An 18,281-nucleotide genomic window follows, 5' to 3' on the forward strand; every position below is an offset into this window, starting at 1 on the left:
CTTGACAGTCAGTCGCTACAGCTCTGCGAAGGGCTGGAAACGTCAGGATCGCAGTCTTCAGGACGCATCGGCTATGCAACAATCATTCATGCGTGCCTCTGGATCGTCCGCCGATCTCTCATGGAAACTCCCGAACTCGAACCCCAGGTGCTGGCTGGCCGTTGCGGCGTGTCCTTCAGCCTCGCACGTCCGCATGGCATCGTTGCATGCATGATTTCGGTCAAGGCATTGCAGGACTACTTCTGGCTCGAACCCGACGCCGATGACGATCGTATTCTCAAGGCTTTCCGCAACGGCTATGGCCGCATCCGGGCGATTGCCGAGCGCAAGGCCCTCGCCCACCCAGCCGCGCAGCTCGAGCTGACAGCGGACGATTTCGCGCGACCGTGACTGGATGGTCAGGAATTTCGCCACGGTTCTGCCCGCCGGGTGGTGGCGCAGCGAATCAGGGTGGCTTTCGTGGAGGACCGTTAGTTGCGCCGAATCTTTCTACTGATTCATTGAATCTGCGCCGCGGCGGCGATATGCTTCGCCGCTGAACGCACCCGCGTCCATAAACCCGGTACGGAATGAAAGGCAACACAATGCGACTGCGACGTATCACGGCACGGCGATCACCGGTGCACGGCAAGGGGCTGTTTGCATTACGGCAGATCGCCGCTGGCGAGAGACTGATCGAATACAAGGGGGACGTCACCACCTGGCGTCGTGCGGCCGCCCGCCAGCAATCGGTGGCCGGCCATACCTTCGTGTTCGGCCTGAGCAGCGGACGCGTGATCGATGGCAGCCGCGGCGGGAACAGTGCGCGTTTCCTCAACCATGCCTGCATGCCCAACTGCGAAGCGATCGAAGTCGGCGACCGTGTGTTCATTCACGCGCTCGTCGCTATTGCTGCGGGCGAGGAGCTGTTCATCGACTACGGTCTTGCCGTCGACGGCGAGGTTACAGAAGACGTGCGCGCCCAGTACTTATGTCGTTGTGGTGCTTCGGCGTGCAGGCAGACGATGCTCAGCGCTGTCCAGTCATAGCGATCGTGGCCATTCCGCTTCCTTTGCGGTCTGCTTCGATACCCGCTTCGTCATCCAGGCTCATCGGGCCTTGAGCTGCGGCTGCTGCGGAGAGCGCCAACAAATGCCGATCGTCGGACTCACAGCAACCAGGCGTGCCGTCAAAGCTTCAGCGGCAGGTCCCGGAGACAGTCCGGTCATCGGCGCAGGCTTCCCGATGGCCAAATTTCTTTAGGTTTGTTCGACGCCTGCCCATGTCCGCAGGCTCGCAAGCAAGCGTCAGTGCATGCGGGCAGGCGTTGGACAAACCAGAAGGGAGGAAACCGCGGAGTGCTCCGATGCGCTCGAGGTTGTGAAGGCTATGGTGATTGATAGCCCGCAATGTTCAGGGGCGTTGCCCGATGAGCGCTCGGACCGTCTGGCAGATGGGCCGTGACGCGGTGACGAGGCGGCGCAGTCGCGCAATCTGGCGGACGAAGCAGAGGTGTGGGAGTCTGCGCCAGGTGACAGGCGCAAACGTACGCTCGCGGGCCGCGTTGCCACCAGCGCAACGGTCGGGTCGCACGTTCAGGAACAGTTGTCTTCATGTCATGCCCCGGGGCGTGGGTGGCGCGCGGATCGGCGCGGTCCGCGCAAGGATATCGGTGATGATCATCGGGGCGCCACAGTGCCGGCAGATGAAGGCCGGTCTCGTTTCGATGACGGTATCTTCAGGTGATGCGCTGAGCTCGGGCGTGACGTGCAGCAGTTCACGCACCTTCGCGAGACTGGCGCGGCGCACCGGGTTCGCAAGCAGTCCATAGTGACGGATACGGTGGAAGCCACCGGGCAGTACATGCAGCAGGAAGCGGCGCATGAACTCGCCGGCCTCGAGGGTCATCGTCTTGTAGCGGGTGCGCCCCTTCGCACGATAGTCCTTCCAGCGGAACGTCACGCCGCGCTCATCGAACGCAAGCAGGCGCTGGCTGGAGATCGCCACACGGTGTGTATAGCGGGAGAGATACGCGAGTACTGCTTCGGGGCCCGCGAAGGGACGTTTGGCATACACGACCCATTCGCAGGCGCGCAGCGGCGCAAGCCACCGCGCAAAGGCAGCCGGGTCGGCGAGTCCGGCATACTCACCGAAGAACTGCAACCGGCCACACCGGTGTGCCTCCGTCAGCGCTTCGAGGAAGCACCTGCGGAACAGGCGTGAGAGCACGCGCACCGGCAGGAAGAAGCCAGGGCGGCAGGCAATCCACCGCTCGCCATCCGGCGACAGGCCGCCACCGGGAACGATACCGTGCACGTGGGGATGATGCGTGAGCGCCGAGCCCCAGGTGTGCAGCACGAGCGTGGCGCCGATCTGCGCACCGAGGTGCCGGGGATCAGCGGCGATCGTGCGCAGCGTGTCGGCGGCGATGTCGAACAGCAGTCCGTAGATGACCCGCTTGTTGTACCAGGCGATGGCGCCGATCGGCGCGGGCAGCGTGAAGACGACGTGGTAGTACCCGACCGGCAGCAGGTCGGCCTGGCGTGCCTCGAGCCAGCGGCGTGCGGCACTGCCCTGGCACCGGGGGCAATGGCGGTTGCGGCACGAGTTGTACGCGATCTCGGTGCGCGCGCAGCCGGAACAGCGCAACACGTGTCCCCCCAGCGCCGCGGTGCGGCACTGTTCGATGGCCGACATGACCTTCAGCTGCCCCAGGCTCAGCGACACCGTACGCCGCCATGCCGGGCCCTGGGCGCGGAAGATGTCCGCGACCTCCAGCATGGGGTACCGCGCCGCGTTACCCGGAGGTCAGACGCTCCAGTGGACTGATGACTTCGCGCAGGAGATCGGTGGCGACCTGCACGTAAAGCGCGGTGGTCTCGAGCTGCCTGTGACCCAGCAGCACCTGGATCACGCGGATGTCCACCTTCTGTTCGAGCAGGTGCGTCGCGAAACTGTGACGCAGCGTATGCGGGGTGACGCGCTTGCCGATCTGCGCGGCCTCGGCGGCGGCGTGAACCGCGCGGTTCAGCTGCCGCGCGGTGAGCGGGTCGACGGGATCCATGCCGGGAAACAGCCACCCGCCATCAAGCATGGTGCCCTGGGCACGGGCGACCCGCCACCACAGCCGCAGGCGTTCGAGCAGGACCGGTGAGAGCATCGCGTAGCGGTCCTTGCGGCCCTTGCCCTGCTCGATGCGCAGTGCCATGCGCTCACTGTCGATGTCGCTGACCTTCAGCGCCACCACCTCGCTCGCGCGCAGGCCGGCGCCATAGGCGACGGACAGTGCGGTCTGGTGCTTGAGGTTGCCGGCGGCTGCGATCAGCCGCCGCACCTCTTCGGGGCTGAGGACCACCGGGAGCTTGCGGGGTACACGAACCGGCTGCATCCGCGCCATCAGCTCAGGCTGGCCGAGTGTAACGTCGAAGAAGAACTTCAGCCCGCTGATCGTGGCGTTGAGCGATGTCGGCGAGGTACCGTGATCGACCAGATGCAGCTGGTAGTTCCGCAGGTCCTCGACGGTGGCGGTATCGGGTGAACGTCCGAGAAAACGGGCGAACTGGCGTACGGCGCGCAGATAGGCGGTCTGGGTCTTGGGGGCGAACTTGCGCATGCGCAAGTCGTCAACCATGCGTCGGCGCAGCGGGCTGACGCCCGGATCGGAGGAGGTCATGATGGGGCTCCTGCTGGATAACGAGGCGGATTGCCTCAGTCACCAACATAAGCACCGGCGCCACTGCCCCGGCAGTCACTGCCAGAGGCGGGAACGGAGCCCCATACCGCGCGAGCGGTTTAGTCGGCGAAAGCCGACGGTCGCCGATCAACAGCCGTGCGGCGGCTCAAGTTCGCTTCACGGACATTCGCAAACCCGTGCCAGCGAATGTCTCCTCTCTATTGACGAGTGGGTCTTCCCGACCCACTGCGGTCAGGTAACTTTCTCCGAACCGGTCAATCAGCCAAATCTAGGGTTTGCAAAGTGGAGTGCCGACAAGCGGCCGTTGGCGACCTCAGCCGATCGGCCAAAACGGTCATAGCCGTCAAGCGCGAAATGTTCTCCATAGCGGTCGTTGGTGGCGTCTATCATGAGGATTCTGCGGCCTCGGCCAGATCCGACATCACCTGCCTTGCCGAACGAAGATGTTCATCGCCCATGCGACTGGCGAGTTCCGCCTTGGCCGATTTCCATACCGGGAACGCATCGGCCATGAGTCGCCGCCCAGATGTCGTCAGAGCTAATCGCTTTCCAGCGCGGCCACGTCCGCCGGTAGCACAGACCAAATCTCGGCTTTCGAGATTCTGAACGTTTCGGCTGAGGGTAGTTGGATCGACCCCGGCCCTATCCGCAAGGTCGACGAGCGTCGCTCCCTCGGCTGCGCCGATCCCAACCAAGAGGCTGAATTGCTCGGCCGTCAGTCCGAGCGGTTTGAACCAGGCATTGTAATAGCGCGTGAGCGCGCGCGCCGTTGCACGAGCCTGGAAGCCCGGACACTCCGCTTCGACGCCCTTCAAAGATTCTGGATCTAGATCGTTCACACCTACCTCGTTGACAAGCTTGGTCTCACATAATAATGTATATGCATTATTAGTGGAGGCACAATGCCAGCATACGTACACGTCAATCTACGCGTCATCGACTCTGCCAAGCAGGCCGCGCTCGCTCCACGTTTTCAGGCGGCGCTAAAGGAGGCAGGTGGGCAGATTCTACATTTCGGTCCTGTCGCGCAGATTCTGGAGGGGGATGAGGCGCCGCTACCTATGGCGGGCGTGTTTGAGTTTCCGACTCTCGCCCAAGCGCTAGCCTTCTACAACTCCGAGAGGTATGCGCCGATCAAGGCCGAACGTCAGGAAGCTCAGCAAGCGCGGATGTTCATAGTCGAAACTCACGCGTGAGTGGCCGCTTTCCAAGGGCGTGATGGTCTGGGATGGGTCGGGCTGCGTCAGTCTGCTCCTCGAACTCATCGCTCGAAAGCGGTCACTTGAATTCAGCGGCCCGAAAGCAGCCAGTCGGCCGTGCGTGTTCCCGACCCCAGAGCGGCCGCACGCATATCGTTAATTAAACGACCGTTGTTCCGCGTACAGCTGTCATTGGCTCTGCGTTCCAAGGTGACGCGTCGGGGAGCGACAGCTATGGCAATTGTTTAGCTGCGACCGTCGACCCGCCGCAGCTAAACGCCGCGAGGCGACTATTGGGCAGCAGCGTTGGTTTTTGGCGCGGCTGTCGGGTCGACAGGCGTCATCGCAGTCTTTTGTGCCGTTGCTGGCGGGGGCGTCTGATCTTTGGCCGGCGGCGTGATAGTGGTGGTGCCACCGAGCTGGACGGTGATCAAAGTCGGATAGTCGTACGCCGCACCGGATGCCGTGTCGACGCCTACACCGATGATGCCACCGAAAAGGATGTTTCCGAAGGCCATCCCCTTGGTGGATGATTTAACGGAAGCGATCCCAGGTTGCTCACCGGTCTTCGTGCAATAGATCGACAGATCGTCATACGCGCGATGCACAGTGACGCTTCCCGGCGTAGTCACGTACCAAGTCCCTTTCGGATTTTCAAGTTTGCAGTTCGCACCAGCAATCGATTCGCCCGAGGTCGATCGAGTCTCGACGGATATCGGTTGGTTCGTGCCGCCGACGATTGAGGCGCACCCCGTAGTAACAATAATTCCGAAAGACAGGCTGCTAAGGCACAAACGTCGTGCGACATTGCTAATTTCCATTTTTTGTGGCCCCTCGTTTTCGTGTTATGTCGTCTCTAATGTAAACGCGCCAGTGCTAAATACTGCGCGCCCTTCACCCCGCGCGGCGCGCGTGGCCGCTGAATATCGGCAGGAGCTGATATTCCTTGAGTAAGGGAAATCCCGCATCGCGTTAGAAATATTTTTACCCACTGATCTGCATCGGCGAACGTAAGGTCACTTGGCAGACACTATCAAGAGTTGAAGACCGGATCGTGGTGCTTCGCCAAAATAAGCCGGTCGCCCAGCTCCACGCTCGAATGGGAAGTGATGTGCGATGGACTTGCGGAACTCGAACCTGCGGAAACCGCGTCACGGCGTGAAGCGACAAAAGGCCGTGAGCGTGATACCAAAAGCAGTTGTGTACGTCAAGTTGTGCAGAAACCGGATGACGATGGTTTCAGTTGATCTTTTCTGCCGTGTTCGATGCGAAGGGCGTAGCCCGTAGCGTCGGACACGGCGCGCTGTTTATGCCGCAGCGCGTAGAAACTCCTTCTTCTGCTCGGCCAGCAGGGCCATGTTCAGATAGCGGCTGTCTTCAAGCCATGTTTCATGAGTCTCGCTGCACAACGCCCTGACCAGCCGCAGGCACGCCGCCTCGTTCGGGAAGATCCTCACGATACGCGTGCGTCGCCTGATTTCCTCGTTCAGGCGCTCCAGCATGTTGGTCGACTTCAGATGCTTGTGATGCGCGCGCGGCAGCCGGTAGAACGTCAGCGTCTCGGCGATGTTGCCTTCAACCCAGTCCACGAGCTTCGGATATTTGCCCTGCCACTTGCCGATCCACGCCGCCAGATCGCGTTGCGCTTCCTGCAGGTCGCGACGGTCGTACATCCAGCGTAGTTCCTGCAGGCAGTCGTCATCGGCCTTGCGCGGCAGATAGTCCAGCGCATTGCGCAGGAAGTGCACGTAACAGCGCTGCCAGGCGGCCTCAGGCAGCACCTCGCCAATCGCCTTCTTTAGTCCCGCGTGATCGTCCGAGGCGACGAATTCGACGCCTGACAGACCGCGCTTCTTCAGCCCCAGCAGGAACCCCTTCCAGCTCGACTGGCTTTCCCGGTTGGCCAGCTCCACGGCCAGCACCTGCCGGTGGCCTTCCCAGTTGATGCCGATGGCGATCAGCACCGCCTGCGAGCGGATCACGCCGGATTCACGCACCTTCTCGTAGCGAGCGTCAACGATCAGGTACGGATACGCTTCCTCCAGCGGCCGGTGCGCGAACTTCGCCAGCGTGGCGTCCAGTCCCTTGTTGATGGCGGAGATCGCTGAGGCCGAAAAACTGTGACCGCATAGCTCCTCGGTGATCGCCTTGACCTTGCGGGTTGATACGCCCTGCACGTACATCTCGGCGAGCGCGGCCACCAGTGCCTTCTCGCTACGCGCATAGCGCTCAAACAGGGCCGTAGAGAACTCCCCGTGACGGTCGCGCGGCACGCGAAGCTCCAGCTTGCCGATGCGCGTCACGAGCCCCCGGCTGTAGTAGCCCGCCCGATAGCCGCTGCGGGTCTCGGTCCGCTCGTTGGGCGACGCACCCAATAGCTCGGTCATCTCCGCTTCGAGCACTTCCTGCAGCGCATCCTTCATGAGCGCCTTCATCAGGTCCCGGTCGCCGGCAACCAGCGCTTCCGCTGGCGGCCGGTTCGTACTACGCTTGGTCGTGGCCATGGCGTAAGCCCTCCCGAGGGCAGGTTGACGAACTGGACATTCATCAACTTACACCACGGCCACCCTATCCTTGGACACTCTTCCTGCCTTCAGACTTTCTGCACATCTCTCGGAACACTACCCCAAAAGCTTATTACGGGGGGGCTCTGATGCTAGAACTCGAACTGCGTGGCAGTGTAACGCGCGGACATGGTTCACCTGGCAAGTCCTCTAACTTTGGGAGCGGGAAGTTGAGCGTGCAATACGACCAGGAACCAGCGACCTGGAATGTACGCCCTAATCAGGGCTAGGCGAGGCACGGATGGCACTAGACAGAGATAAACCCGGCGTTTGAATGTCAAATGACTTCGCTGGCCAACGAAGGAACTTGGCCGGCTAGCGCCCGACGAGCGAGCGCGGCGGTCGCCTCGGGCAGGCGCTCAATGCAGAAGGCATAAAGCGACCCGAAATGGAAGTAGCCGCCTGCCGAAAGCAGACCTTCGACGGACACATTAGCAGTATCGCTGACCAATAGGCACGCTCGCGTATCGCGGCCAAACGCTGAAGACCGACAAGCCAACGCTGGACCTAACGATTGGCCACCTGCTCAGCGACGTTCCGCAAGATTCCCGCCCACCAGACACCGCGGGGAAATCGGCTCGCTGTCCGTACCAGAACGCACCCCGTGTCGCGCGACACGTAGACGTGAGCGCCCAGCGCTCCCATCGCGAACAGGTCATGAACACCTTCGTGAGGCATGTAATGCCACCAAAAGTCCTTGTACCCGAACTTGCCGGAAGAAAGTGGTCGGCCCCAAGGCAGAGACTCGTAATACGCGAAATCGCCGGCCGAGTTCCAACCGCTTGAAAGGTCGTCCAGGCGGCCGAGCCAAGCTGGCGAAACGAGTTCCTTGCCGTTCCAGATCCCTCGCTGAAGCACCAACTGGCCAAAGCGGGCGAGCCCGTGGGGCGTTGCATTCAAGCCGCTCTCAAGATGGGCCAGCTTGCCTGTGTGGCTATGGTCGAGTGTCATCGCGGCCGGTCCGGCGTCCAGGGGGGCCCAGAGGTCCGCAGAGAGCAGTTGGGCGATGCTAGCGTTGCTCGCACGCTCGAGCACCATCGCGATGAGCAGCGGATGCCAGTCGTTGTAATGGAAAAACTTGTCCACTGGGTCCGCAACGTGAACCCGTCGAGCGGTCTGGCGCAACCCCGACCCGTGATACACGAGCGCGTCGTCGCTCCACGGCGTCACGCCTTCACGATAGCGAATGCCGGACGACATGCGCATCAGCTGCTCAATGGTCATGGCGGCCACACGTAGGTCTGCCAAACCCGGCAGCAGTTCGCCGAGTGGGGTGTCCACTCCCGGAAGCCGCCCGTCGCCCACGGCTTGGCCGACCAGCAGCGAGGCGACCGACTTGGTCACGGAAAGAGTGCGCGTAACGGTGTCGGCACCGAAGTTCGAGGCGTACCACTCGTACACCAGCTGCCCGTCGCTCAGCACCAGGAAGGAGGTGCTGCCCGTGCCCTCGAGCAGCGACGGTAGCGAGCCGCCCTGCCACGCGCCAACGGAGGGCACACTCAACTGCTCGGCAGCAAGGGGGCTTGAATGCATCCGTAGAGGCGCCGTCGACCCCGAGGAGCGAATCTGTTCACGCGGAAATCGAAGATGGTCCCTATCAGTCGGCCTGCGCCATCGAACGCAGCGCCCGAGATATGTTTTGGTCAGCACGATTTTTTTTTCAGTTGCTGATTGCTGTGGTCCGATTGAAAATCATCTAGCGGACCTCCTGCCGTCGCCCTGCCGGGCGACGGGGTTAAAGTGAGTTTGCCAAAACCGCTTTAACCGAAAGGAGGTCATCATGAACTATAGCGGCATTGACCTGCATTCGAACAACAGCGTGGTGAGCGTGATCGACGAAACGGACCGCGTGGTCGCAGAAAAGCGCCTCCCGAACGACCTGGCAAGGATCCTGGCGTTCCTTGCCCCGTGGCGAGCCGGGCTGGCAGGCGTCGTGGTCGAATCCACGTACAACTGGTACTGGCTTGTCGACGGCCTGCAGGCCGCTGGCTTCGTCGTCTATCTGGCCAACACCACCGCGATCAAGAAATACGACGGGCTCAAGCACAGCGGTGACGAGACCGACGCGCGCTACCTTGCCCACCTGCTTCGTCTGGGCATCCTTCCCACTGGCACCATATTGCCGGCTGAGCACCGGCAGGTGCGCGACCTGGCCCGCAAGCGCATGCAACTGGTGCGCAACCGCACCAGCCACATTCTCGCCGTCGAGAACATTACGGCGCGTCAGTCCGGCACGCGAATCACGAGCAATCAGGTCAAGCAACTGGACCAGGCCGCTGTCGGAGAACTGCATCTCCCAGACGACGTGGCCCTCGCGGTCCGAGCGAACGTCGCGGTCATCGCGACGCTCTCCTCTCAGATCGCCATCGTAGAAAAGCGTCTTCAGGAAAAGGTCGCGCCGCGTCCGGACTACGCCCTCCTGACCACGGTACCCGGCATTGGTCAAACGCTTGCGACCATTATCGTGCTGGAAACAGGAACCATCGAACGCTTCGCCAGCGCCGGCAACTTCGCCTCCTATGCGCGGTGCGTGGACAGCCAGCGCATGAGCAACGGCAAGAAAAAAAGCGAAGGCAATACCAGAAACGGAAATCCATACCTGTGCTGGGCATTCATCGAAGCAGCCAACTTCGCGATGCACTTTAGCACCGAAGCCTGGCAGTTCTACGAGCGCAAGAAAGCCAAAACGAATTCAGTGATCGCACGCAAGGCCCTGGCCCACAAGCTCGCCCGTGCGTGTTTCCACATGCTGAAGGAGCGAAAACCATTTGATGTGAACCGCTGCTTCGCATAAGCGTTACGACGGCGACCGGCAAGCCCTGATCGTTGACTGGCGAAAAGCCACCCAATTGAATGGGATGCCGTGCCGCCGTCCCCGACGTGCAGTAACGCGGATCGCCTGCAACGCGAGCCAGCCCTGGATTGGTGCCGGATGTCTGGCAACCACGACTATTGTGCGAACCCAATGGACACGTTGCGGCACCAAAGTTCTTCTGGGGTGGCAGAGCCACCAGGGCGACAGGCAACCGATGTACGCCGATCGCTTGAGCCTGATGGGTGTCTGGCGCGATCCGTCGCAGCCATGAATCGAAGAAACGGGTGCGCTCGGCTACTGCAGTCGGTCAGTGCAATTGAAATCGGCTGCTCAGGCAGTCGACGGTGTTGTTTGCTCACTTGACACCGGGCCCGCTAATGGGTGTCGACGATCCAGGCACGCGTGTCGAACGTCGCTTCATGGCCGCGTGCCGCCGGACGCGGTTTGCAAACGGGGCAAACAGCAGCGCTCGAAGGGTTCGGCTGAGCGCGACCCTGAAGGGACCTCCGCTGCGCGGTCTGGCGAACGGCAGGTCCCGAGGCCACAACCGCCGCTGGCCATGATCGCCATCGCCGCATTGTTGCTGCGCCACTGAAGCCATCCGAACTTTGCATCCGGCAGCAGACCCGCTTATGGCGACTGCACCTGCACTGGAGCCCCCGGCTTGCCTGACGCCTGCGGGGCGATCACGAGGTAGCGGTGCTTGTCATCGGAAGAGCTCACACCAGGCGTGACCAGTTGACGAATCTGGCCGAGCGTGTTCACGATCGCGGAGCCTGCCGGATTGGTCATGAAGTTCGCGAGAACTTGCACGCTGCCAGTGCCGTCGGGATTGTCCGCAAGCCCCAGCACATAGGGCTGCTTCGGTTGCAGTCCGGTGACGGCGGCCTGGAGCACCTGCACGAGACCTTGATCAAACAACGTGACAGTCGTAGGTGCATTGGCGGCGTCTGTCGGCGTGGTCGAGCCCACCGGCACCAGTGTAATGTGGGCACTCTGACCAGCCAGGCCGAGAGCCTGCAAGTTCTGCGAGCCATCACCTTCCGGCACCGCGTTCGGCACATAGGTGACTGCTTGCGGCGCCTGTCCGATCGGTATGGTTGCGATGACCTTGTTGGTCAGTGTATCGATTGCAGTCATTGCATCGGCGTTCTCAAGACCGACGTAGATGCGGCTACCATCACCCGACGGCCAGAGACCATGCGGCAGGTTACCGACCGGAACTGTCGCGACCTGCGAGAAATCATCCGTTCGGAACACCTTGACAACATTCAGGCCGCCGACCGTCACGTACGCGAACATTCCGTTGGCGTTATGCACGATGTTGACGTGGTTGGTAATCGGGCCCGTGTCGAGTGTCTTGAGCAGCGCGAATGGCGGCCGCGCATCGAACACCTGCACCTTGCCCACGTCCTTGAGCGTGAACCAGACCTGCTTGCCGTCAGGGGTCGCGGCAATGTCCGGACAGAACGGGCTTGCCTGCTTGACTGCGCCGACGACCTTATGGTCGGCCACAGAAACTACCTCAGTCTCCGGATTGAAGGATGAGCAGACGTAACCATACTTCCCGTCCGGTGAGAAGATCTGCATGCCAGGGCCAGCCGGGACAGTGATGCGTGTTTTCTCCTCGAACGTCGTCCCGTCGAGTACCGCGACGTAGTTTTCGCCGCGCACGGTCACCCAAACTTCCTTTCCATCAGCCGTAAAGAACGCCTCATGAGGCGAGCGGCCAACGTAGGTGACATGCTTGATGGCGTTCGTCTGCGTATCGATAAATGAAACCGAGTTCGATCCGATCGAGACGACCGCGATCGTGCGATGGTCCGGTGAGTAGCCCATGCCATGCACAAGCAATTGACCTTTGTACAACGGACTGAAATTGCCCGGCGACGGGTCGCCGAGGCGAATCAGGCCGACTAGCCTGTTGTCGGCCGGGTCGATTACCGACACCGTGTTAGAAAATTGCTCGGCAGCGTAAACCCGATCATGGTGGCTTACCGGAATATCGGCATCGGCAAGCGATCCGGGGGCCTGGCCCGCCCATGCGAGCTGCGCTGTGACCAGCGCGGCCGCCGACAGTGCGACGGTGACATTTGATGTGAGTTTCATCACTGCTCCTCTCGCGTATCGTTCGACATATTCATTTGCATGCCGCGGTGGGACGTCGGGTGGGAGTGGGCAGCCGGGGTAGAAGCCGGCTTTTGCTGGTCTGGAGCAGGCGCCGACGGCGGCAATGGCTGGCCGAGCGCGATGCGCATGGCGACAATTTCCTGCTGTTGCTCGACGACGATCTCTTGCGCGATGCGACGTAACTGTTCGTTGTGTCCATAGCGCAGTTCAGCCTGTGCCATGTCGATGGCGCCTTGATGGTGAGGCACCATCATTGCGACGAAATCACGATCGACATCGCCTGTCGGCTTCACGGACATACCGTTCATCATCCTTTTCATGGCGGCATCGTTCTCCGCCAGAAATGGTGCTTCGTCAGAAGTTGCGGTCTGCAAACCTGCGGTGAATGCACGCGAATCACAAAGAGCTGAGATCGCAAGGGCGATGACGAGGCTCAGGATCGTTCGCGCGGTACGAGGAACGGGGGTGCGCACGACTGATTCTCCTCTTGTGGTTAGCACGTGTCTCATTGGAGTGAACCCGCCGGATGCGAGGTTATTCCGTGTGCCTGGCACTTTTTTCGGGGAAGACGTGCTGGTTTGACCTTTCGAGCTTCCCGGAGGCCCACGTTCTCGGTCCACAACAAAGTATCGCTCCGAATGACGGCACCTTTGTCCGAGCACGCGACGAACATGATCGCCGGATGAAGGTCCGTTGCTGGATGCCGAGCCGACATTTGAGTGACAGGCCGGGCTCGCCGGGGAGAGGCCGGTGTTGGCCACACTCGGGCTAACGTTAGCCGAGGCGGAATGAAGCGCGCACAGAGTTGGTTTCGCCAGGGTCGCCCTAGCGAGCATGAAACACGAGACATGCGAATCACGGTCACCATCGCGAAACGCAGCCGTCCTTGCACCGAAAAAATGTCGCGGAACGCGTAGATATCGTCATGCGTTCGCGATGCCAAATCCTATTCTTCAGACACGATCTTTAACGCGTTTGAGGTCGTGAGGATCAGTACCGGCTCGGGCGCCACGTGAACGTGCGCCGGGAGCTGAAGCGCCGGTCGACGACGCTGATGTCGGCCGGAGTTTTGACTGCGCTGGCTGATCCGCGGAAGGGGGACATATGGCACATTCTTCATCAGGTCGTCCGGTACTTCTCGTGCCGTGGCGGCGGCGACCGTCTCAGCAGGCCGTGCCGCTCATTGCTGTGTTGCTCGGTGGATTGTCGTTGCCGGATGCGGCGTGGGCCGGCGGCGGATTGCCGCAAGGCGGGCACTACGTTGCCGGCGCAGGAACCATCGCAGGCGCACCCGGCGCGCTCGTCATCACGCAGCCCGGTTCTAGCCGCGGCGTGATCGACTGGGGCAGCTTTTCAATCGGCCGCGGCAACACTGTCATGTTCGATAACGGTGCGGGCGCGACGCTCAATCGCGTGACAGGCTGTGCGCCGTCGACGCTGTTGGGCAACCTCAATGCGACTGGCAGCGTGTATCTGATCAATCCGCAGGGCATCGTCGTCGGACGCAGCGGCGTCATCAGCACGGGCGGGCGGTTTGTGGCTTCGACGCTCGATTTGCCCGATACCGCATTCGTCAATGGGGGGACGCTTACCCTCTCGGGCACGTCGAGCGCCAAGGTGGTGAATCTCGGCAAAATCAGTTCGAGCGGCGGCGACGTTTTCCTGATCGCACGCGATGTCGTGGTCAACGAAGGCTCCGTAAGCGCACCGAATGGCACTGCTGAATACGTAGTTGGGCAGCAGGTCATGTTGTCCGATTCTTCGAGCGGCAGGCAGGTATTCGTGCAAACGGGCAGCAAAGGCACCGTGACCGATCGCGGTGCCACGCAAGCCGCACAGATCAATCTCGAAGCGGCCGACGGGAATATCTATGCGCTTGCAGGCCGTGGATCTCGGATCCGAGCAACGGGCACGGCGATACGCGACGGCCACATCTGGCTGGTGGCTGACAATGGCCACATCAAGCAGCAGGGAACCATCGCTGCAACGAACGTGGATGGCAGCGGGGGCACCGTCGATACGCTTGCCGCCACACTGACTTTGTCGCACGATGCCGCGGTTCGGGCGCGACTGTGGAATGTCTCGACGCCAGACTTCACCGTCGATCGCGCCACTGCGCACGCTTTCGCGCGCAGTCTGAACCAGGGCACCTCCGTCGATGCAAGCGCCACCGGCACAGCTGGCGCCGCCGGCGATCTGACCGTTACGTCGAATCTCGACCGGAAAGGTCCGGCGTCGTTATCGCTCGCGGCTGCTCACGATGTGACGATCGTGCAAGGGACGACAATCAGGAACACAGGCAGCGGCAACCTGCTGCTGCGGGCGGACGCAGGGAGCATCGACAATGCTGGCAGCGTTGCAAATTACGGCACCATCGACTGGTCGCGCAGTACCGGCACCGTCAGCGCGCTTTACGACATGAACGGCACCTACACCCCAGGGACCATCCTTGCCAATAGCACGTGGACTGCCGCGCCTTTTAGCGGGTTGGTGACGCAGGTGACCGGCTACAAGCTGGTCAATTCGCTGACCGACCTGCAGCACATATCGGCCGACCTCGCCGGCAACTACGCGCTCGGCAAGAATATCGATGCCAGCGCGACGGATCTTTCTTCGCACAGTGTTTCCTCGGGTGGCGTCGACTTCATTCCGCTGGGCAGTGCAGCTACCCCGTTCTCCGGCCAGTTCGATGGGATGGGACATGTGATCGACCACTTCAGTCAGCAGGAGATGTACTCCCCGTCCGAGACCCGCTCGGCTGGTCTATTCGGCGAGATCGGCACGTCGGGCGTCGTACGTAACGTCGGCATGACGAACAGCGCGCTGACGGCGTTCCAGGATGCTGACTTCAACAATCCCATTACGATCACCTACGGCATCCTCGCGGGCCGCAACCTCGGCTTGATCACTTACACGTCTACGACGGGCTTCCGGGGCGCCCCGCACTATGGCAACGTACCGATCGGCGGCTTGGTGGGCCTGAACGACGGTGTAATCGAGCGTTCGTGGAGCAGCGCCTCCGTGGGTGGTGCGGGCGAAGCAGGAGGCCTCGTCGGCATCAACACCGGGTTGATCCTTCAATCGTTCACAACCTCTAACGTCGGCGGGGATGTGTTCCTGGAGCCAGGCGGACTTGTCGGCATCAACAGTGGCACCGTGTCCCAGTCTTACGCCTCCGGCGGCGTTCTCGGGCTTTTTGCGGCCGGCGGATTGGCGTACTCGAATAGCGGTGTCATCGAGCAGTCGTTCGCAGCAGGCCCAGTTCTAGGGCCTTCGTATCAGGGTCCGGCCTACGGCACATACGGGGGTATCGTCGCGTACGGTGCCGGCGGAACGATCGCAAGCAACGTCTATTGGGACAAACAGACGACGACGCGCACGGTGAGTACGGGCGACGTCTCTCAATTGCCTGCGTCGAACGGCCTCACCACGGCCCAGATGAGCAACCCGGCGAGCTTCGATGCATCGTGGAATTTCAGCCCGACGGGCGTGTGGGCCCTGCCGGCTGGCGCGACGCATCCTGTCCTGCGCTGGCAACTGGGCCAGTAAGCGCGACGGTGCAGACGCGGCGTGCAATCTACTTGCGGCGGCGCCGTCTTCAGCAGGCGGCTGACGTTTCGGCGCCCTCTCCCTGAATTTGAAAAGCGGCGCCGGAACGCCGGATGACCAGTATCGCCGCCTCCCTCAGTGGTCGGCTCAGATCGACCTGGAGCTGCCCTTCGAACTCGCCGATAACGGACATTCGATGCGAGCCTATGTACGGAAGCGTTACCACGTTAAACAATACAAAACATCGGGACAGCCTTCCTCGTTTCTACTTCCATCGCTATATGCGATGGCAACGAACCCATGCCGCTCATAAAACGCAGCGGCATCGTGGTTCATCTGGAACGTATAGAGTTGAAGCTTGCCGTCGGTCTGTGACTTCACCGATTCCAGGAGGGAAGTGCCAATCCCTTGTCGTTTAAATTGAGGGTACACGTACAACTGGTTAAGCCATGTCACACCGTCAAATATAGAGTGCGCGGCCATGCCCACTATACGGTCATTGTTCACGGCGACGGTGACGCTACCCGACGGGATCAGTATGTTGGCGACCCAATCGCGGACGGCCGCTTCGGAGTGCGCGAGTGGCGCATAGGACGCCAGCGTGTTACGAGATCGCAGATAGACTTCAGTCAACTCTTTGGCGTCGGCCGAAGTCGCTCGACGCAAAATCAACGGCATGTGTCCGCTCCGAAATCAACAAAACGGTTCAACGATAGCAAACCAAATCGAACTTCCAAAGTCGCGCAGAATGGCCGAAACTGGCCGCACAGAAACTCACGCCGGGCATGGGCGATCGTCTCGAACGCGTGCGACATGCAAAAGGCATAGGTCACCCGCCAGAGTCATCCGCTACGCTGTTTACGCGACAAAAACGCTTGCAGAGCCATCGACATGCAGGGGAAACCCATGATCGGCAGTAAGCGCGTCTTCATTCTTGCAATTTCCCACTTCTTTTAGCGCAAGCTCATAGCCGATCTGGATATCGGTCAGACGACGCATCCCGCGCCACATTACGGTATTGCCCGGCGGAGGGTCGTTGGCGCGCGCAAGGTAACCACCGAGCTGAGCGAGCCTGATAACGTTGCGCACGAGCGGCGGAGCTTGCGCGTTGTGGGGCGTATCGTGAACGATGTGTTCAAGCAGTTCGATTTCGGTGTGCGTGAACGCGAGTTCGGCGGCGGCCTGCGGCGCCGATCGGCCGAGCATGGTGAGCCAGAATATGCGCCAGCTCGGAATGCAGAAGACTGCGATCAGGTGCGTTAGCCTGTCGGCTGTGCGAAGCCGGGACTCCTCGGCTTTGCAACCCGATTTCAGGATCTTGTGGAAGGTCTCGGTTTTTCAACGCATTGCGTACCAGTCGAGCTTTTCGATTGCCTCTGCACGAGAGCGGACCGGCAGGTTGGCGATCAGCTTTCATTCGATGCGGGCACGCCCGGGCGGCCGATCGCGTTCCTGTGCGTGGAGGACTGTTAGCTGTAGCGCAGGGTAACGGCTCTGCTTGCCGACGGGTGGTAGAACAGTCATATGCTAGTAGCGCAGTTCGAGCCTCGCGGTCATCGGACGGCCTTTCGCGTCGCGAAGCTCGAGGCGATGGAGCCCTTTGACCTGAACCTGCTGCATGGCTTTGGAGATCGTATGCTGACCATCTCCCGCGAGCCTGTCGACGCAGGTACGCACAAGGAAGTGGGTGCAAAGATCGTATGCGGTGCAACACAGCCCGTAAATGTCTCTTTCCCGATCGCCGATGTGAATGCAACGCACAGGATCGTCGAAAAGCTCAGTCGACTGGCGCATATTCTCCAGCCAGCGCCAGCTTTCCTTTTCCTCAATCGGTACGCGCGTGGGATTGTTATGGCGCTTGAGTTCCGAAGCCCCTTTGAACCGCTTTCTCGTCCAGAACTTCACCGCCGCCAGGCCAAGTGGGCTGGTACGGGAATGTGGTCGTGTCCTGCAGGACGAGCACCGGCCCATCGGTGGCCTTCACACGTTCAGCGCTCGCCTGGAAATGCCCGCTCAGGATATCGTGTTCGCTGACGCGGTCGTTCGACAGAAACCTGTACGCAGCCTTGGTAGAAGCCCAGTCCTGACACGCGAACGGAATAGTCTGCCCCATGTCATCCCACAGCTTTTCCAGCAGCGTTGCGAAGCGACGGCGCGACCGTGTGTCCCGGAATTCGCTGCCTTGGACTTCAAGATCCATCCACGACCGATCATCCGCCCGTCGCTTGCTGCGTATTCCACGCCAAACCGAACGCTGATTCCACGGCAAGCCGAGCTCGGATTCCACAGCAAAGCGAGCGCCGATTCCACGGCAAACCGAGCAGGGATTCCACGACTGCCCGAGCGCGAAT

Annotated in this window: 17 protein-coding genes; 5 read left to right on the forward strand and 12 right to left on the reverse strand. The window is 61.2% G+C overall.

What is annotated here, in order from left to right:
• Positions 1-120: 120 nt before the first annotated feature.
• Both LJ655_RS26315 and LJ655_RS26320 read left to right on the forward strand, forming a co-directional pair.
• On the forward strand, positions 121-390 hold the full coding sequence (locus LJ655_RS26315; RefSeq protein WP_230564094.1) for a DUF1488 family protein: 270 nt from the start codon (positions 121-123) through the stop codon (positions 388-390).
• A gap of 194 nt (positions 391-584) precedes the next feature.
• Positions 585-1,028, forward strand: coding sequence for an SET domain-containing protein (locus LJ655_RS26320; RefSeq protein ID WP_230564112.1), 444 nt, complete (start codon positions 585-587; stop codon positions 1,026-1,028).
• Between the two features lie 562 nt (positions 1,029-1,590).
• Here the strand turns inward: LJ655_RS26320 and LJ655_RS26325 are convergent.
• The 3 genes from LJ655_RS26325 to LJ655_RS26335 form a co-directional block, all read right to left on the reverse strand.
• Positions 1,591-2,760, reverse strand: coding sequence for an IS91 family transposase (locus LJ655_RS26325; protein WP_230564095.1), 1,170 nt, complete (start codon positions 2,758-2,760; stop codon positions 1,591-1,593).
• A gap of 16 nt (positions 2,761-2,776) precedes the next feature.
• On the reverse strand, positions 2,777-3,652 hold the full coding sequence (locus tag LJ655_RS26330; protein WP_230564096.1) for a tyrosine-type recombinase/integrase: 876 nt from the start codon (positions 3,650-3,652) through the stop codon (positions 2,777-2,779).
• Positions 3,653-4,059: 407 nt separating this feature from the next.
• Positions 4,060-4,512 (reverse strand): MarR family winged helix-turn-helix transcriptional regulator, encoded by a 453-nt coding sequence (locus LJ655_RS26335; RefSeq protein WP_230564097.1) that lies wholly within the window; start codon positions 4,510-4,512, stop codon positions 4,060-4,062.
• A gap of 63 nt (positions 4,513-4,575) precedes the next feature.
• Between LJ655_RS26335 and LJ655_RS26340 the strand changes: the two genes are divergently transcribed.
• Positions 4,576-4,869, forward strand: coding sequence for a DUF1330 domain-containing protein (locus LJ655_RS26340; protein WP_186077784.1), 294 nt, complete (start codon positions 4,576-4,578; stop codon positions 4,867-4,869).
• 293 nt (positions 4,870-5,162) lie between these two features.
• Here the strand turns inward: LJ655_RS26340 and LJ655_RS26345 are convergent, their stop codons facing one another.
• The 3 genes from LJ655_RS26345 to LJ655_RS26355 form a co-directional block, all read right to left on the reverse strand.
• The gene (locus LJ655_RS26345; RefSeq protein WP_230564098.1) at positions 5,163-5,693 is read right to left on the reverse strand and encodes a hypothetical protein; all 531 of its coding nucleotides are present in this window, start codon (positions 5,691-5,693) and stop codon (positions 5,163-5,165) included.
• A gap of 486 nt (positions 5,694-6,179) precedes the next feature.
• Positions 6,180-7,376 (reverse strand): IS256 family transposase, encoded by a 1,197-nt coding sequence (locus tag LJ655_RS26350; protein WP_230564099.1) that lies wholly within the window; start codon positions 7,374-7,376, stop codon positions 6,180-6,182.
• Between the two features lie 567 nt (positions 7,377-7,943).
• Complete coding sequence (locus tag LJ655_RS26355) at positions 7,944-8,969, reverse strand: serine hydrolase domain-containing protein (protein ID WP_230564100.1); 1,026 nt, start codon at positions 8,967-8,969, stop codon at positions 7,944-7,946.
• 247 nt (positions 8,970-9,216) lie between these two features.
• Here LJ655_RS26355 and LJ655_RS26360 point away from each other — a divergent pair, with 247 nt between their 5' ends.
• A complete protein-coding gene (locus tag LJ655_RS26360; RefSeq protein WP_230564101.1) occupies positions 9,217-10,230 on the forward strand; it encodes an IS110 family RNA-guided transposase in 1,014 nt (337 codons plus the stop codon).
• Positions 10,231-10,881: 651 nt separating this feature from the next.
• On the opposite strand, the gene LJ655_RS26365 is transcribed toward LJ655_RS26360, so the two are convergent.
• Both LJ655_RS26365 and LJ655_RS26370 read right to left on the reverse strand, forming a co-directional pair.
• On the reverse strand, positions 10,882-12,360 hold the full coding sequence (locus LJ655_RS26365; protein WP_230564102.1) for a YncE family protein: 1,479 nt from the start codon (positions 12,358-12,360) through the stop codon (positions 10,882-10,884).
• The gene (locus LJ655_RS26370; protein ID WP_230564103.1) at positions 12,360-12,854 is read right to left on the reverse strand and encodes a DUF305 domain-containing protein; all 495 of its coding nucleotides are present in this window, start codon (positions 12,852-12,854) and stop codon (positions 12,360-12,362) included. The genes LJ655_RS26365 and LJ655_RS26370 overlap by 1 nt, the downstream gene beginning before the upstream one ends.
• Before the next feature lie 631 nt (positions 12,855-13,485).
• Between LJ655_RS26370 and LJ655_RS26375 the strand changes: the two genes are divergently transcribed.
• Positions 13,486-15,930: a two-partner secretion domain-containing protein gene (locus LJ655_RS26375; protein ID WP_230564104.1), complete on the forward strand. Its 2,445-nt coding sequence runs from the start codon at positions 13,486-13,488 to the stop codon at positions 15,928-15,930.
• Between the two features lie 219 nt (positions 15,931-16,149).
• Here LJ655_RS26375 and LJ655_RS26380 read toward each other — a convergent pair whose 3' ends face one another.
• From LJ655_RS26380 to LJ655_RS26395, 4 genes are all read right to left on the reverse strand, one after another.
• Complete coding sequence (locus tag LJ655_RS26380) at positions 16,150-16,608, reverse strand: GNAT family N-acetyltransferase (RefSeq protein WP_230564105.1); 459 nt, start codon at positions 16,606-16,608, stop codon at positions 16,150-16,152.
• 180 nt (positions 16,609-16,788) lie between these two features.
• Positions 16,789-17,136, reverse strand: coding sequence for an IS4 family transposase (locus LJ655_RS26385; RefSeq protein WP_230564106.1), 348 nt, complete (start codon positions 17,134-17,136; stop codon positions 16,789-16,791).
• A 321-nt stretch (positions 17,137-17,457) separates the two neighbouring features.
• Positions 17,458-17,835 carry a hypothetical protein gene (locus LJ655_RS26390; RefSeq protein WP_230564107.1) on the reverse strand — a complete coding sequence of 126 codons (378 nt, stop codon included), beginning with the start codon at positions 17,833-17,835 and terminating at the stop codon, positions 17,458-17,460.
• On the reverse strand, positions 17,780-18,281 hold a 502-nt coding region (locus tag LJ655_RS26395; RefSeq protein WP_268991720.1), incomplete at its 5' end, for an IS4/Tn5 family transposase DNA-binding protein. The genes LJ655_RS26395 and LJ655_RS26390, both read right to left, overlap by 56 nt.

Origin of the sequence: Paraburkholderia translucens, from assembly GCF_020881035.1 — a bacterium.
In the GTDB taxonomy this organism is placed as follows: Bacteria; Pseudomonadota; Gammaproteobacteria; order Burkholderiales; family Burkholderiaceae; genus Paraburkholderia; species Paraburkholderia translucens.

Excerpts from the sequence above, each read along its gene's own strand:
- LJ655_RS26355 (WP_230564100.1), bottom strand. The coding sequence starts at position 8,969 with ATGCATTCAAGCCCCCTTGCTGCCGAGCAGTTGAGTGTGCCCTCCGTT.
- LJ655_RS26340 (WP_186077784.1), top strand. The coding sequence starts at position 4,576 with ATGCCAGCATACGTACACGTCAATCTACGCGTCATCGACTCTGCCAAG.
- LJ655_RS26380 (WP_230564105.1), bottom strand. The coding sequence starts at position 16,608 with ATGCCGTTGATTTTGCGTCGAGCGACTTCGGCCGACGCCAAAGAGTTG.
- LJ655_RS26345 (WP_230564098.1), bottom strand. The coding sequence starts at position 5,693 with ATGGAAATTAGCAATGTCGCACGACGTTTGTGCCTTAGCAGCCTGTCT.
- LJ655_RS26360 (WP_230564101.1), top strand. The coding sequence starts at position 9,217 with ATGAACTATAGCGGCATTGACCTGCATTCGAACAACAGCGTGGTGAGC.
- LJ655_RS26330 (WP_230564096.1), bottom strand. The coding sequence starts at position 3,652 with ATGACCTCCTCCGATCCGGGCGTCAGCCCGCTGCGCCGACGCATGGTT.
- LJ655_RS26385 (WP_230564106.1), bottom strand. The coding sequence starts at position 17,136 with ATGCTCGGCCGATCGGCGCCGCAGGCCGCCGCCGAACTCGCGTTCACG.
- LJ655_RS26325 (WP_230564095.1), bottom strand. The coding sequence starts at position 2,760 with ATGCTGGAGGTCGCGGACATCTTCCGCGCCCAGGGCCCGGCATGGCGG.
- LJ655_RS26315 (WP_230564094.1), top strand. The coding sequence starts at position 121 with ATGGAAACTCCCGAACTCGAACCCCAGGTGCTGGCTGGCCGTTGCGGC.
- LJ655_RS26350 (WP_230564099.1), bottom strand. The coding sequence starts at position 7,376 with ATGGCCACGACCAAGCGTAGTACGAACCGGCCGCCAGCGGAAGCGCTG.
- LJ655_RS26375 (WP_230564104.1), top strand. The coding sequence starts at position 13,486 with ATGGCACATTCTTCATCAGGTCGTCCGGTACTTCTCGTGCCGTGGCGG.
- LJ655_RS26365 (WP_230564102.1), bottom strand. The coding sequence starts at position 12,360 with ATGAAACTCACATCAAATGTCACCGTCGCACTGTCGGCGGCCGCGCTG.
- LJ655_RS26320 (WP_230564112.1), top strand. The coding sequence starts at position 585 with ATGCGACTGCGACGTATCACGGCACGGCGATCACCGGTGCACGGCAAG.